Origin of the sequence: Promicromonospora sp. MEB111, from assembly GCF_030209445.1 — a bacterium.
Classification (GTDB): Bacteria; Actinomycetota; Actinomycetes; order Actinomycetales; family Cellulomonadaceae; genus Promicromonospora.
The window spans coordinates 395585-409283 of sequence record NZ_JARVSD010000014.1 but is presented as its reverse complement, the minus strand read 5'-3'; the positions used below and the strand labels follow the sequence as shown (position 1 = coordinate 409283).

The following is a 13699-nucleotide window of genomic DNA, read 5'->3' as shown; positions in this document are numbered from 1 at the left end:
GGCCGCCCCGCGCCGGCCGCAGGATGGCAGCGTGCGCCACCCACACCTCGCCACGCTGACCGCCACGACGTTCGTCACCTGGACCGGCCAGCGCATCACCGCCGTCGCGCTGCCGCTGGTCGCGCTCGACCAGACCGGCGACGCCTGGACCACCGGCCTGGTCGGCGGGTTCGCCGGCCTGCCGCTGCTCACCTCCGGGTGGTGGGGCCGGCGCCTGCGCGCGCACCTGGTCTCGGGACGCGCGCTGGCCGTGCTGCTCGCGGTCCAGGTGCTCGGGCTCGCCCTGGTGCCCGTCGCCGCGGCGACCGTGGGCGTCGGCGCGGTGGTCCTGTGCGCGACCGGCCTGGTCACGGGCGCGACGTCGGCACTGCTCTCGCCCGCGCAGCGGGCGCTGACCGCGGACCTGGCCGAGCTGCCCGGCAACGAGCCCGGTGTGGGCGCCCGGGCGCTGGCCTGGCAGGACCTGGCGCACCGCGCCTCCATGATCTTCGCGCCCGCGCTCGGGGCCTGGCTGCTGGTCGCCTGGGGCGCCGAGCCGCTGCTGTGGTGGGAGGCCGCGGCGGTCGCGCTGGCCGCCGTCGCGATGCTCACGGTCCCGGCGGCGCACCCGGGCGAGGCGGGCCCCGCGGGTGAGGAAAGCCGGGGCGCGCCGGGCGAGGGTGAGGCAGCCCAGGCGGGCGAGGCCGCCGCCGAGCCGGCCCCTCCCCTGCGCGCGGTGCTGCGCGGCAACCCCGAGCTGGCCGTCGGCCTCGGCCTCGCGGGCGTCGGCGGCGTCACGTGGTTCGCCTTCGCGCTGGGCCTCGCCCTGCTCGGTGTCGAGCTGGACCGACCGGGTGAGCTGATCGCGGCGGGGATGGCGGGGTACGGCGCCGCGACCGTCGGCGTCTCGTTCATCGTGCCCCTGGTGGTGCACCGGGTGCCCCGCATCCCGGCGATCGTGACGTCGTGGGTGGTGTTCGGCCTGGCGTACCTGGCGCTGCCCGCGGCCGCGCCGAACCTGCTCGCCGTCGGCGTGGTGTCCGCGCTGGGCGGCCTGGCCATGCCGTTCGGCATCGCCGCGCTCAACGCGCTGATCGTGGACCGCACCACGGGCGCCGCGCGCCGCACGGCGTTCACCGCGGAGACCGTGCTGCACGCGGGCGGCGCCTCGGCCGGGCTGCTCGTGGGCGGGGCGCTCATCGGCGCGTTCGGCGCCGGGCCGGTGCTCGTGGTGACCGGTGCGCTGCAGGTCGTCGCGGCCCTGGGGGCGACGGTCTGGCTGCGGGTCCGGCGGTCCCCTGCCCGGGTGTCTCCGGCGGCTCGGTCCGGCGAGCTGCTGACCTGAGCCCGGCGCCTTCCACGGTCCGTCCGTGTCGGCGGCTGCCCGCAGGATCGGCGGCCCGTCCCCGGGCCAGCCGCCGCTAGCCGCGGGCGGCGCGGACCAGGCTGGTGACGGCGGCCGCGAGGTCGCGCAGGCGGGGAGCGGTGCGGGCGATCAGGTCGTCCAGCCCGACCGGGCCGGGCGCGATCGAGAACGCGGCGGCGATCCCGGCGGCCCGGGCCTGCGCCTCCGGCAGCAGCACCTGGCCGGCCAGCACCACGACGGGCGGCCGGGTGGGCGACGCCGCGGCGAGGCGCGCGACACCGTCGGCCACCTTGCCGCCCACCGACTGCGAGTCGAAGGACCCCTCCCCCGTGATCACGAGGTCGGCGTCCGCGAGGGCGGCGGGCAGGCCGACCGCCTCGGCGACCAGCTCCGCGCCCGGGGTGGTCTCGGCGCCGAGCACCGCGACCAGCCCGGCGGGCACGCCGCCGGCCGCGCCGGCGCCCGGCAGGCCCGCGACGGCGGACCCGGTCGCCCGCCACAGCACGTCGGCCCAGTGGACGAGGGCGGCGTCGAGGAACTCCGCCTCGCCGTCCCGGGCGCCCTTCTGCGGGCCGAACACGCGGGCGGCGCCGTGCTCGCCGACCAGCGGGTTGGTGACGTCGACGGCGAGCCGCCAGCGCACCTCGCGCGCCCGCGGGTGCAGCCCGGACAGGTCGAGGGACGCGACGGAGGCCAGCCCCTCGCCGCCGTCGGGCACCTGGTCGCCCTCCGCGTCGAGGAGCCGGACGCCGAGGCCGGTGAGGATGCCCGCGCCGCCATCCGTCGAGGCGGAGCCGCCCAGGCAGACCAGGATCTCGGCCACGCCCGCGTCGAGCGCGGCGCGGACGAGGTCGCCGGTGCCGCGCGTGCTCGCGTGCAGCGGCTGCAGGGGCACGTCGGAGACGCCGGGCAGGCCGCTGGCCTCGGCGAGCTCCACCACGGCGGTGCGCCCGTCGGGCGAGGCCGCCCACCGGGCCGACGTCGGCCGCCCGATCGCGTCCACCGTGGCGGTGACCTCCGCGGCGCCACCCCAGACGGCGAGCAGCGCGTCGAGGGTGCCCTCGCCGCCGTCGGCCATGGGCAGGCGCGTCACGACGGCGCCGGGTGCGGCGTCCAGGACGCCGTCGGCGATCGCGGACGCGACCTCGGACGCGGACAGGCTGCCCTTGAACGAGTCCGGGCAGACGACGATGTGCAGCGGCTCCACGCGCCGATCGTAGGCCGTCGCGGCCGTCACGCCCCCAGGATCTCGGCCACCGGGACCGCCTCGGCGCCGAACGCCGCGGCCACCCCCGCGTTGGTGATGTGCCCGGCGTGGGTGCTCAGCCCGCGGGCCAGGGCCTCGTCGGCCCGCAGCGCGTCGCGCCAGCCCCGGTCGGCAAGTGCCACCACGTACGGCAGCGTCGCGTTGGTCAGCGCGCGGGTCGACGTCGCGGGCACCGCTCCGGGCATGTTCGCGACGCAGTAGTAGAGGGTGTCGTGCACGGCGAACGTCGGGGCGTCATGCGTGGTGGGGTGCGAGTGCTCGAAGCAGCCGCCCTGGTCGATGGCGATGTCGACGAGGACGGCGCCGGGCTTCATCACCTTGACCATGGCGTCCGTGACGATCTTGGGCGCGGCGGCGCCGGGGATCAGGACCGACCCGATGACCAGGTCCGCGGCGGCGACCTGGTCGGCCACCTCGTACGTGGTCGACACCCGGGTGCCCACGGCCCCGCCGAACCGCGCCTCGATACGGCGCAGCGCGGGCAGCGACACGTCCAGCACGGTGACGTCGGCGCCCATGCCGAGCGCGTTCGCGGCCGCGTGCTCCCCCGCGACGCCGCCGCCGATCACCACGACCTTGGCCCGGGGCGTGCCGGGCACGCCGCCCATGAGCACCCCCGTGCCGCCGTGCGGCCGCATCAGGTGATAGGCACCCACCTGCGCGGACAGGCGTCCGGCGACCTCACTCATGGGGCTCAGCAGCGGGAGCGAGCGGTCGGGCAGCTGCACCGTCTCGTAGGCGATGGCGGTGGTGCCGGCGGCGAGCAGCGCGTCGGTGCAGGGCGCGGACGCCGCGAGGTGGAGGTAGGTGAACAGGGTCTGGTCCGGGCGCATGAGCTCGTACTCGGGCTCGATCGGCTCCTTGACCTTGACGAGCAGATCGGCCTCGGCCCAGACCTCCTCGGCGGCGGCGACCGTGCGGGCGCCGGCGAGCCGGTAGGCGTCGTCGTCGAAGCCCGAGCCCTGCCCGGCGCCGGCCTGCACCAGCACGTCGTGGCCACGGCGGACCAGCTCGTGAGCACCGGCGGGCGTGAGCGCGACCCGGCTCTCGTTGTTCTTGATCTCCGTGGGAACGCCGATGTTCATAGGCTGACGGTAAGCACCTCGCGGTGTGCGGGTCCAGACCACGTTCCCGAATAGAATGTTCGGCGAACCTGCACAAGGATGTGCCCATGCTCAACCCGTGGCGCCTGCGCCTCCTGCACCAGCTGCACCTGCTCGGGACGGTGCGCGCCGTCGCCGACGCGACGCACCTGAGCCCCTCCAGCGTCTCCCAGCAGCTCTCCACGCTGGAGACCGAGGCCAAGACCCAGCTCTTCGAGCGCGTCGGACGGCGCATCCGGCTCACGCCCGCCGGCGTCACGCTCGCGGGCCACGCCGCGCAGATCCTCGACCGCATCGCGGCCGCCGAGGCCGACATCGCGGACCTGCACTCGGAGCCCACCGGGGTGGTGCGGCTGTCGGCGTTCACCAGCGCGTTCCACGGCATCGTCGTGCCCGCCGTCGCGGCCCTCGCCAAGGAGTACCCCCGCATCTCCGTCCAGCTCACCGAGGCGGAACCCCAGGTCAGCCGGGGTGCGCTGCAGCGCGGCGAGGTGGACGTCGCCGTCTGCGCGGACTTTCCGGACGCGCCCGTCCCGCCCGACGCCGACCTCGCGCGCCTGCCGCTGACGGGCGACCGCGTGGTGCTCGTGACGGCGCGCGACACCGTGACCGGCGAGCGCTCGGGACGCGTGGACCTGACCACCCTGGCGGACGAGCCGTGGGCGTTCGAGCACCCCGGGGCGCACCTGGCCGACCTCGCCGAACGCCTGTGCCGGCGCGCGGGCTTCACGCCGCGGGCCGTCGCCCGGTTCGAGAGCCACGGCACGCTGCTGAGCCACGTCGAGGCGGGGCTGTCGATCACCCTGCTGCCGCTGCTCGCGGTGCACGACCGCTACGCCGTGCGCACGCTCGACCTCGTCGACCCGCCCCGGCGCGACATCCACCTGGTGGCGCGGCGCACCACGCTGGACCGCGCCGCGGTGCGCATCGTCGTGGAGGCGCTCCGCGGCCAGGCGCGAAGCGCCTGATCAGCGGTCCGGTCCCGGACCCGTCAGAAGTCGTCGATGTCCGCCTGCGCCCCGCGCAGCGCGTCGGCGAGCTGGCGCAGGTGGTCCAGGTCCTCCGCGTCCAGGGCGGGCCCCACGTAGTGGGCGATGGAGCGCACGTGCCGGCGCCCGAGCTCCTTCTGGGTCTCCGAACCCTCCGGCGTGAGGCTCACCAGCACGCCGCGGCCGTCGTCGGGCGAGGGGTGGCGGCGCACCAGGCCGCGCTTCTCGAGCCGCTCCACCATGCGCGACAGCGAGGACTGCGCCATCAGGATGTTCTCGTTGAGCTCCCGCAGCCGGAGCGTCTCGTCGGGCGCGAGCGCGAGCGTGAACAGCACGTCGTACTCACGCATGCTCAGGTCGCCCCAGATGTCGTCCGCCAGGAGCCGGCGCATCACCGTCACCTGAGCGCGAAACAACGACTCCCACGCCTCGGCGGCCTCCCGCGCCGAGGGCACCCGTCGCTCGGTCATCAGTGCGCCCACCTTGTCATCTTCGGCACGCTACCTGACTGAACTTTCAGTCACCTACCTGGGCGCGTGGTGGCGAATTTCACCATGCGAATTCCCAGCCGGTACGTGGTATCGGGCCGCGTCCGGGAAGACACCGGTCACCGTCCGAGGCGGCGTTCCCGGAGGGAGAAGTCGCGCAGCGCGCGCAGGAAGTCGACGCGCCGGAACGCGGGCCAGTAGGCCTCGCAGAAGTAGAACTCGGTGTGCTGGCTCTGCCACATGAGGAACCCGCCGATGCGCTGCTCCCCGGAGGTGCGGATGACCAGCTCCGGATCGGGCTGCCCCTTCGTGTACAGGTGCTCGGCGATGTGCTCGACGTCGATCGACTCGGCGAGGTCCGCGAGCGTGGCCCCGTCCTTCGCGCGCTCGGTGAGGTAGGAGCGGACGGCGTCGGCGATCTCGGTGCGGCCGCCGTACCCGATGGCGACGTTGACCTGGAGGCCCTTGACCCCGGCGGTGCGGTCGGCGGCGGCGCGCAGGGCGGCGGCCAGCCGTGCCGGGAGCAGGTCGAGGCGCCCGATGACGCGCAGGCGCCAGCGGCCGGACTCGGCGAGGTCGGAGACGGCGTCCTCGATGATGTCCAGCAGGTTGCTCAGCTCGTCCGCCGACCGGCTCAGGTTGTCGGTGGAGAGCATCCACAGCGTGACGACCTCGATACCCAGCGACTCGGCCCAGCCGAGGAACTCGGTGATCTTGTCTGCGCCGCGGCGGTGTCCCGTCGCCGCCGTCTCACCGAACGAGCGCGCCCAGCGGCGGTTGCCGTCGAGCATCACACCGATGTGCCGGGGCAGCGTGGCGCCGTGCAGGGCGGACGCCAGGCGTCGCTCGTAGAGGCGGTACAGCGGGCTGGGCAGGCGCACGGATACCTCAGGGGATCGGGGCCGTCGGACCCGCGGTGCGCGGTCCGGACGGCAGCTCTGACGCTGGGCTTCGTACCCGGCAGGACGTGGACAAAGGTACCCCTCGAACACGCATGTTCCTGCCGCCCCGGGCCCTTCGAGGCCGCTGGACGGGCGACTCCCGCCAACCCGGCGCAGGATCTTCACAAGGCCGTTGTCCGGCCTGCGAACCCCCAACCTACGCTAGAGTAAGTTACGCGACCGTAGGTAGTGTCCCGGCACCCGGAGGGCACCGGTCGCCCGACGGTGAGGAGACCATGTGGTAGCCCAAGCAGACGGGCCCGACCGCCCGGCCAGCCGCCTGGACGAGGTCACGAGCAAGGTCTCGGAGACGCTCGACGACGTGCGCGACAAGGCCACCGACGTGGTCCAGGTCATCTCCACCTCGGTGTCCTCGACCGTCGAGAAGAAGGTCAAGCCCCGCCTGCGCGGCTGGATCCACGCCGGCACCTTCCCGCTGGCCCTCGCGGCCAGCATCGTGCTGATCGCGCTCGCGCCGACCGCGGCGGGCAAGATCTCCGCGTCGGTCTTCGGCCTGAGCGCCTGCCTGCTGTTCGGCGTCTCCGCCGTGTACCACCGCGGCAACTGGTCCCCCCGGACCGAGGCGGTGCTGCGGCGGCTCGACCACACCAACATCTTCTTGATCATCGCCGGGACATACACCCCGCTCGCGGTGCTGCTCCTACCGCCGGGCCAGGGCACCGTGCTGCTGGCGATCGTGTGGAGCGGCGCGCTGGTCGGGCTGCTGGCCCGCGTCTTCTGGCTGAACGCGCCCCGCTGGGTCTACGTGCCGGTCTACCTGGCGCTCGGCTGGGTCGCCGTGGCCTACATGGGCCAGTTCTGGGCCACCGGCGGTCCGGCGGTCGTGTGGCTCATCGCCGCGGGCGGCGTGGCCTACACCGCCGGAGCGATCGTCTACGCCACCAAGAAGCCGAACCCGAGCCCCACCTGGTTCGGGTTCCACGAGATCTTCCACGTGTTCACCGTGCTCGGGTTCGCCTGCCACGTGGTCGCGATCTACCTGGCCAACCTCGCCATCTGATCATCGGCCGCGGTGCCGTTCAGGCCCTCGCGGAACAGCTCCTCGAAGAGCTCGCCGTCCGCCGTCGTGCCCACGTGCTGGGGCGTCCCTCCCGGGACGTCCACCGTGCGGCCCGACGACGGCCCCTCCAGCACGACGTCGACCGGGCGCACCCGGTAGCCGACGCCCTCACCGGTCACGAGCGAGACCGCGGCCAGCGCGTCCCACCAGAACATGACCCCCTGCCCGATCAGCTCGGGCATGCCCGGCTGCGTCACGATGGCGTGCACCGTCCGCGCCTCGTAGGTCGCGGCCCCGGCCGCCAGGCGGTCCACGAAGGCTGGCGTGATCGGCACGTGGTTCGTGGCGTCCAGCCCGACGATGCTCACCCGGGCGCGGGGCACGGTCGCGAACACGTGGTCGGCCGCGGGCGGGTCGATCCACATGTTCACCTCCTGGGTGTTGTCGAACCCGGCGGTGGTCGAGCCGAACAGGTTGCCGCCCACGTCGAACGCCCCGCCCATGACGACCACGCGGCCCAGGCGGTCGCGCAGCGTGCGCGGGCCCATCCGGTCCAGCGCCGCCGACACGTTGCTCAGCGGCCCCGTGGCCAGCACCGTCACCGGGGTCCGCGAGGCGCGGACGGTGGCCGCGATGAGATCGGCCGCCGACGTCGGCCCCGGCACGTCCGGGACGTCCGCGTCGCCGAGTGCGCCGGACAGGACCTGCTCGAACAGCTCGCGCGCCTCCGGCGGCGGCTCGTTGACCCACTCCGGCGACCCGTCCGCGACCGGCACGTCGGGCAGGCCGCAGTCGGCCAGGATGGTGCGCGCGTGCGTCAGCGAGCGCCCCGGCGTGCCCACGCCGTTGTTCACGACCGTGACGGCGCGCAGGTCGATCAGCCCGCGCTTGTCGGCCTGGCAGAGATACAGCAGGGTCGCGGCGTCGTCGAAGTCCAGGTCGGAGTCGTAGACGACGGGTACGGGCCGGCCTGCTCCGCCGACGTCGGTCCCGCCGGGCCGCTCGACGGCGGCGGCCGGCGTCACCGCGCCACCGGCCACGCCCAGGGCGAGCGCCGCCGACGCGAGTGCGCGAACGCTCGACGGGAACCTCCGGACGACCACCATGGCACTCTCCCTCCGACGACGGATGGAGCCATGGTGCTCGCGCGGCCGGCGCCTGCCCACGACATTCGGCGCTGTCCGAAGGCGCTCAGGCGCCGGTGGGGACGACCGTGTACCGGCGGTTCGCCAGCGACGGGTTGGCCTTGCGCACCTCGGCGAGCGGTGCGGGGTCCAGGTCGACCGTGCGGTAGGCCTGCTCCTCGCCCATCTCCAGCCCCACCACGCCGTCCGGCCCCGCAAGCAGCGTGCGGCCCGTGACGCCCTTGCCCGTCATGCCGACGCCGATGACCACGGCGGTGTTCTCGATGGCCCGGGCCCGGAGCAGGGTGCGCCAGTGGTCGGCCTTGAGCGGGCCGGCGACCCAGGCCGCCGGGTAGACCAGCACGTCCGCCCCGGCGTCGACCACGCGGCGCGCCGACTCGGGGAACCGCAGGTCGTAGCAGGTCAGCGCGCCGAAGGTGAGCCCGCCCAGGCGCAGCGTGACCGGGTCCGCGTCCGCGGGGCCCGGTTCGAGCAGCTCCGACTCCTGGTACCCGAACGCGTCGTACAGGTGCACCTTGCGGTAGACCCCGGCGAGCTCGCCCGAGCCGTCGACCACGACCAGGGCGTTCGCCGCACGAACCCCGTCCGAGCCCGGCAGCGTGACGCCGGCGATCGCGGCGATCCCGTGCTTGCGCGCCCGGTCCCGCAGCAGCGTGACGAACGGGCCGTCGAGCGGCTCGGCGTGCTCCGGCCCGACCCCGCGCGGGTCGTAGGCGGACGCGTACTCCGGGAGCACCAGCAGGTCGGACCCGACCCGGTCGGCAACCTGGAACGCGTCTAGCACCGTCTGGCGGTTGGCCGCGTGGTCGTCGGAGACCGCGACCTGACCGACGGTCACGCGCACGGCGCCGGCCTGGTCAGCCAACGGAGCCGCTGCCCTTGGTGCTGCCGCTCCCGGCGCCGTCGGCGCCGGGTGCGCCGTCACCGTCCGGCGTCGAGGCTCCGTCGGTCCCGGCGTCGGGGCCGTCGCCCTCGCCCGCCGTGCCGTCCTCGCCCGGACGGCTGAAGCTGATGACCTCCGGCTCGGGGACCGGCAGCCCCTGCTGGCGGGCGTTGTGCCCGGCCCGGCGCAGGTGCTTGCTCATGTTCAGGAACAGCAGCACGCACGCGACGGCCAGCGCGAACGTCACGAGGAAGCCGACCAGACCCGGCGAGACCTGCCACGTCTGCAGCCCCGGGCGGAGCTGGCCCTCGGTGGGGTTGGGCGACGGGTCGGCAGCGAGCGCGAGCGCGCCGGCGAACAGCGGGCTCATGCGTGGACCTCCGACCGGACGCCCTCGAACAGGTCTTCCTCGTACTCGCCGGGAGCGCGCTCCGGCAGCGGCACGCGCGACTCGGCGAGCTCGTACTCGTCCCAGGGCCAGACGTCGACCTCGAGGTCGCGCGGCACCGCGAAGAAGAACCCGGTGGGGTCGATCTGCGAGGCGTGCGCCGTCAGGGCGGCGTCCCGGTTCGGGAAGAAGTCGGCCACCGGCACCAGCGTGGTCACGGTGCGCTCGGGGATCTCGCGCGCGTCGCGCGACTCGACCCAGTCGCCGAACGGCGACTCCAGCCCGGCGCCCTCCATGGCCTCGTGCACCGCGCGGATGCGCTTCATCGAGAACCCGTGGTTGTAGTAGAGCTTGAGCGGCTCCCACGGCTCGCCCGTCCCGGGGTAGCGGTCCGGGTCGCCGGCCGCGGCGAACGCCTCGAACGACACGTCGTGGCACTTGATGTGGTCCGGGTGGGGGTATCCGCCGGACGGGTCGTAGGTGGTGATGACGTGCGGCCGGAACTCGCGCACCGCCCGCACCAGCGGCTCCGCCGCCTCCTCGAGCGGGACCAGCCCGAAGCAGCCCTCGGGCAGCGGGGGCAGCGGGTCGCCCTCCGGCAGGCCGGAGTCCACGAAGCCCAGCCACTGCTGACGCACGCCCAGCGCCTCGGCGGCCTGGGCCATCTCCAGGCGACGCACGGCCCGGCGACCCTCGATCGACTCGAACTCGTGCCCCTCGGGCACCTCGAACGACGGGTTCAGGACGTCGCCCCGTTCGCCCCCGGTGCACGTCACGACGAGGACCTCCACCCCCTCTGCGGCATAGCGGGCCGTCGTCGCGGCCCCCTTGCTCGACTCGTCGTCAGGGTGCGCGTGCACCGCCATCAGACGGAGCGGCTCGCGCTCGGGTACGGACACTGGGTCCTCCTGTGGGGCAGGGACTGGGACTGAGTCTGAGAGTCTGAGCGTCCGGAGAGACAATCACTCTCATGGACCATGATGGTCCACGGACAATCTTGCTACGAACCACCGACACCCCCGATCCGAGCGAGCTGTGATGAGCGACCAAGACCCAGCCGTCCCCACCGGCGACTCGAACGAGCCGGCGCCGGACCTCGCCGCGCGCTACGGCCGCGGGAGGACCGGCACCCGGCGGCCCGCCGCGCGGACCGGCCAGGACGACCCGTGGGACGAGGCCGACGGCGTCCGCCCGCGGCCCAGGCTGTCGGTCGGCGCGCGGATCGCCGTGGTCCTGGCGCTGGCCGCCGGCGTCGCGATCGCCGCGTGGTTCACGATCGTCGACACCCAGCGCGACCCCGTCAGCTTCGTCGACGTCGGGTTCTCCGTGGCGAGCGCCGAGGAGGTCGAGGTGACGTTCGACGTCAGCATGCCGCCCGGGACCGAGGCCGTGTGCACCGTGACCGCCCTCGCCCGGAACTTCGCCGAGGTCGGCGCGGTCGACGTCGAGGTGGGCCCGGAGGAGACACGCACCACACGCCACGTGGTGACGATCGCCACGACGGAGCTCGCCACCACGGGCCTCGTCGACCACTGTGACCTGCGCTGAGAGTTCGTCCTCGGAAATAGATACACCGTCCGCTCAGAGCGGAACCGGGGAATGTCTTGGCATGTCTTTCCCGGCAATTGGTATTCTCGTCGTTTCACACGCTGTGTTGACCGGCTGACGCGCGTGCCCGATCCGCTCCGTCGGCCGGGACCTGCGCGCTGCCAAAACTGTGGCTCGAACGAGCAACGACGAAAGGAGAGCCCCCGTGGCCGACGCTTCTGTCACCTGGCTCACCCAGGAGGCGCACGACAAGCTCAAGGCTGAGCTGGAGCATCTCTCCGGCCCTTACCGGTCGGAGATCACCGAGCGCATCGCCGCTGCCCGTGACGAGGGCGACCTCAAGGAGAACGGCGGATATCACGCCGCACGCGAGGAGCAGGCGAAGAACGAGGCACGCATCCTCGAGCTCACCGAAAAGCTTCGTAACGTCCACGTCGGCACGCCGGCGGACGACGGCAAGGTCGAGCCGGGCATGGTCGTGACCGCTATCGTCGCCGGCGACGAGATGAACTTCCTCTTCGGGTCGCGCGAGATGGCCGGGTCCACGGACCTCGACGTCTACTCGCCGACGTCGCCCCTGGGCGCCGCCATCGACGGCAAGTCGATCGGCGCGAAGACGAGCTACCACGCTCCCAACGGGAACGACATCCCCGTGGAGATCACGGGGGCCAAGCCCTTCCAGGGCTGATCCCGGCAGCCCGACAGGCCCGCCCGACGTCCGCCCACCTCAGGTGGGTCGAACGTCAGGCGGGCCTGTCGGCGTCCGCCAGCTCCGCGAGCCGCCGGCTCAGGAGCCGGCGGTCCCCCTCCCGGTCCACCTGACCCAGCGCACGCTCGTACTGGACGGCGGCCTCGGCCGGCCGGCCGGCGCGCCGCAGCAGGTCGGCCCGCACCGCCGGGAGCAGGTGGTAGGCCGCCAGCTCGGGCGCGGACGCCACGGCGTCCAGCTCGGCCAGGCCCTCCTCGGGCCCGCGCAGCATCCCCACCGCGACCGCCCGGTTGAGCGCCACCACCGGCGAGCGCGTCATGTCCAGCAGGACGTCGTAGAGCGCGGTGATCTCGGCCCAGTCCGTCTCGTCGGCCGACGCCGCCCGCGCGTGCAGCGCCGCGATCGCCGCCTGCACCTGGTACGGCCCCGGACGCCGCGCCGCGAGCGCGTCGTCGAGCACCGCGAGCCCCTCGGTCGTCTCGTCCTGCCGCCACAGCGAGCGGTCCTGCTCCTCCAGCGTGCGCGGCACGGTGCCGGACTCCTCGCCGGACGCCGTGCCGGACCCGGCGACAGGTGACCGGACCGGCCCCAGCCGCGCCGCCCGCCGCGCGTGCTGGAGCAGCAGGAGGGCGAGCAGCCCGCGCGCCTCGGGCTCGTCGGGCAGGAGCCGGGCGACGAGCCGGGCCACCCGCACGGCGTCGTCCGCGAGGGCCCGGCGCGCGGCGGCGCCCGCGACGTCGTCCGCAGGCTCGGCCCACGCGTCGTAGCCCTCGGTGAACAGCACGTACAGCACCGCGAGCACCGCGGAGACGCGCTCGTGCAGCAGCTCGGGCGGCGGCACCCGGAACGCGATGCCCGTGCTGCGGATCTTGCGCTTGGTCCGGGTCAGGCGCTGCGCCATGGTGGCCTCGGACACCAGGAAGGCCCGCGCCACCTGCGCCGTCGTCATGCCGGTCAGGGAGCGCAGCGTGAGCGCCACGCGGCCCTCCAGCGGCAGCGCCGGGTGGCAGCACGTGAAGACCAGGCGCAGCAGGTCGCCGTCGGGCTCGTCCGGCCCGACGGCGTCCCACTCCGCGCCGTCCAGCGTGCTCACCGCCGCGTCACCCACCGGGTCGGGCTCCGCCGCGCCGTCGTCGGCCCCGGGCACCCCGCCGGCCCGGTAGGCGAGCCGGGCCGCGGTGGCGGTCTTCTCCCCCTCCACCTTGCGGCGCCGCAACCGGTCCAGCGCACGGTTGCGGGCCGTGGTGGTGAGCCAGGCGCCCGGCCGGTCCGGGACGCCGTCACGCTCCCACGTCCGCAGCGCCACCGCGAACGCCTCCTGCGCGCAGTCCTCCGCCAGGTCGAGGTCTCCCGTGCTGCGCGCGACGGCGGCGAGCACCCGGGCCCACTCGTCCCGGAAGGCGGCGGAGACGGCCTGCCCGACGTCGGTCACGCCCCGGCCGCGGCGCCGTCGTCGAGGCCCAGCGGCCAGAAGGGGCGCAGCTCGATCGCGCCGGTGTGCGCCATCGGGTGGGCGGCGGCGATCCGGATGGCCTCGTCGAGGTCGGGGGCGTCGAGCACGTCGAAGCCCGCGATGACCTCCTTGGTCTCGGAGAACGGGCCGTCGGTGACGATCACCTCGCCGGTGCGCACCTGGACGCCGACCGCGTCCGCGGGCGGGCGCAGCCGGTCACCGAGCACGGCCCGGCCGCTGCCGTAGGTGTCCCGCACCCAGTCCTCGATCTCGGGCACGTTCTCCGGGTCGGCCGGGGCGTCGGGGGTGGACAGGACGAGCATGAGGTAACGCATGGCGTGCTCCCTTCCGGGGTGGTCCCCGGTCACATGGTGGCGCGGCCGGACGGCCGCGTCACCCTGACGACGAACGGGAGCACG

General features: G+C 74.4%; 15 protein-coding genes. 5 read left to right on the top strand and 10 right to left on the bottom strand.

Features of this window, described 5'->3' with window-relative positions; genetic code table 11:
• The first annotated feature begins 31 nt into the window (after positions 1 to 31).
• A complete protein-coding gene (locus QRN56_RS19125) occupies positions 32 to 1324 on the top strand; it encodes an MFS transporter (protein WP_285105864.1) in 1293 nt (430 codons plus the stop codon).
• A gap of 76 nt (positions 1325 to 1400) precedes the next feature.
• On the opposite strand, the gene QRN56_RS19120 is transcribed toward QRN56_RS19125, so the two are convergent.
• Positions 1401 to 2552: a glycerate kinase gene (locus QRN56_RS19120; RefSeq protein ID WP_285105862.1), complete on the bottom strand. Its 1152-nt coding sequence runs from the start codon at positions 2550 to 2552 to the stop codon at positions 1401 to 1403.
• Between the two features lie 26 nt (positions 2553 to 2578).
• Complete coding sequence (gene ald / locus QRN56_RS19115) at positions 2579 to 3697, bottom strand: alanine dehydrogenase (protein ID WP_285105860.1); 1119 nt, start codon at positions 3695 to 3697, stop codon at positions 2579 to 2581.
• An 86-nt stretch (positions 3698 to 3783) separates the two neighbouring features.
• Here ald and QRN56_RS19110 point away from each other — a divergent pair, with 86 nt between their 5' ends.
• Complete coding sequence (locus tag QRN56_RS19110) at positions 3784 to 4683, top strand: LysR family transcriptional regulator (RefSeq protein WP_285105858.1); 900 nt, start codon at positions 3784 to 3786, stop codon at positions 4681 to 4683.
• Between the two features lie 23 nt (positions 4684 to 4706).
• Here the strand turns inward: QRN56_RS19110 and QRN56_RS19105 are convergent, their stop codons facing one another.
• Positions 4707 to 5174, bottom strand: a complete 468-nt coding sequence (locus QRN56_RS19105) for a MarR family winged helix-turn-helix transcriptional regulator (RefSeq protein WP_285105856.1) — start codon at positions 5172 to 5174, stop codon at positions 4707 to 4709.
• A gap of 137 nt (positions 5175 to 5311) precedes the next feature.
• Positions 5312 to 6073: an isoprenyl transferase gene (locus QRN56_RS19100; protein ID WP_275006590.1), complete on the bottom strand. Its 762-nt coding sequence runs from the start codon at positions 6071 to 6073 to the stop codon at positions 5312 to 5314.
• A gap of 298 nt (positions 6074 to 6371) precedes the next feature.
• Here QRN56_RS19100 and trhA point away from each other — a divergent pair, with 298 nt between their 5' ends.
• The gene (trhA, locus tag QRN56_RS19095; protein WP_285105853.1) at positions 6372 to 7154 is read left to right on the top strand and encodes a PAQR family membrane homeostasis protein TrhA; all 783 of its coding nucleotides are present in this window, start codon (positions 6372 to 6374) and stop codon (positions 7152 to 7154) included.
• Here the strand turns inward: trhA and QRN56_RS19090 are convergent.
• From QRN56_RS19090 to mca, 4 genes are all read right to left on the bottom strand, one after another.
• On the bottom strand, positions 7130 to 8260 hold the full coding sequence (locus QRN56_RS19090) for a nucleoside hydrolase (RefSeq protein WP_285105851.1): 1131 nt from the start codon (positions 8258 to 8260) through the stop codon (positions 7130 to 7132). The genes trhA and QRN56_RS19090 overlap by 25 nt on opposite strands.
• 85 nt (positions 8261 to 8345) lie before the next feature.
• The gene (locus QRN56_RS19085) at positions 8346 to 9164 is read right to left on the bottom strand and encodes a carbon-nitrogen hydrolase family protein (protein ID WP_285105849.1); all 819 of its coding nucleotides are present in this window, start codon (positions 9162 to 9164) and stop codon (positions 8346 to 8348) included.
• Positions 9157 to 9552: a hypothetical protein gene (locus tag QRN56_RS19080; protein WP_285105848.1), complete on the bottom strand. Its 396-nt coding sequence runs from the start codon at positions 9550 to 9552 to the stop codon at positions 9157 to 9159. The genes QRN56_RS19085 and QRN56_RS19080 overlap by 8 nt, the downstream gene beginning before the upstream one ends.
• A complete protein-coding gene (gene mca / locus QRN56_RS19075) occupies positions 9549 to 10436 on the bottom strand; it encodes a mycothiol conjugate amidase Mca (protein ID WP_285105917.1) in 888 nt (295 codons plus the stop codon). The genes QRN56_RS19080 and mca overlap by 4 nt, the downstream gene beginning before the upstream one ends.
• A 172-nt stretch (positions 10437 to 10608) precedes the next feature.
• Between mca and QRN56_RS19070 the strand changes: the two genes are divergently transcribed.
• Positions 10609 to 11118, top strand: coding sequence for a DUF4307 domain-containing protein (locus QRN56_RS19070; protein ID WP_285105846.1), 510 nt, complete (start codon positions 10609 to 10611; stop codon positions 11116 to 11118).
• Positions 11119 to 11323: 205 nt separating this feature from the next.
• Positions 11324 to 11806 (top strand): transcription elongation factor GreA, encoded by a 483-nt coding sequence (gene greA, locus QRN56_RS19065; RefSeq protein WP_108495916.1) that lies wholly within the window; start codon positions 11324 to 11326, stop codon positions 11804 to 11806.
• Positions 11807 to 11861: 55 nt separating this feature from the next.
• On the opposite strand, the gene QRN56_RS19060 is transcribed toward greA, so the two are convergent.
• Together QRN56_RS19060 and QRN56_RS19055 are read right to left on the bottom strand one after the other, a co-directional pair.
• Positions 11862 to 13259, bottom strand: coding sequence for an RNA polymerase sigma factor (locus QRN56_RS19060; RefSeq protein ID WP_285105844.1), 1398 nt, complete (start codon positions 13257 to 13259; stop codon positions 11862 to 11864).
• The gene (locus QRN56_RS19055; protein ID WP_285105842.1) at positions 13256 to 13615 is read right to left on the bottom strand and encodes a YciI family protein; all 360 of its coding nucleotides are present in this window, start codon (positions 13613 to 13615) and stop codon (positions 13256 to 13258) included. The genes QRN56_RS19060 and QRN56_RS19055 overlap by 4 nt, the downstream gene beginning before the upstream one ends.
• Positions 13616 to 13699: the final 84 nt, after the last annotated feature.

Excerpts from the sequence above, each read along its gene's own strand:
- ald (WP_285105860.1), bottom strand. The coding sequence starts at position 3,697 with ATGAACATCGGCGTTCCCACGGAGATCAAGAACAACGAGAGCCGGGTC.
- QRN56_RS19110 (WP_285105858.1), top strand. The coding sequence starts at position 3,784 with ATGCTCAACCCGTGGCGCCTGCGCCTCCTGCACCAGCTGCACCTGCTC.
- QRN56_RS19105 (WP_285105856.1), bottom strand. The coding sequence starts at position 5,174 with ATGACCGAGCGACGGGTGCCCTCGGCGCGGGAGGCCGCCGAGGCGTGG.
- QRN56_RS19090 (WP_285105851.1), bottom strand. The coding sequence starts at position 8,260 with ATGGTGGTCGTCCGGAGGTTCCCGTCGAGCGTTCGCGCACTCGCGTCG.
- QRN56_RS19080 (WP_285105848.1), bottom strand. The coding sequence starts at position 9,552 with ATGAGCCCGCTGTTCGCCGGCGCGCTCGCGCTCGCTGCCGACCCGTCG.
- mca (WP_285105917.1), bottom strand. The coding sequence starts at position 10,436 with ATGGCGGTGCACGCGCACCCTGACGACGAGTCGAGCAAGGGGGCCGCG.
- QRN56_RS19070 (WP_285105846.1), top strand. The coding sequence starts at position 10,609 with ATGAGCGACCAAGACCCAGCCGTCCCCACCGGCGACTCGAACGAGCCG.
- QRN56_RS19055 (WP_285105842.1), bottom strand. The coding sequence starts at position 13,615 with ATGCGTTACCTCATGCTCGTCCTGTCCACCCCCGACGCCCCGGCCGAC.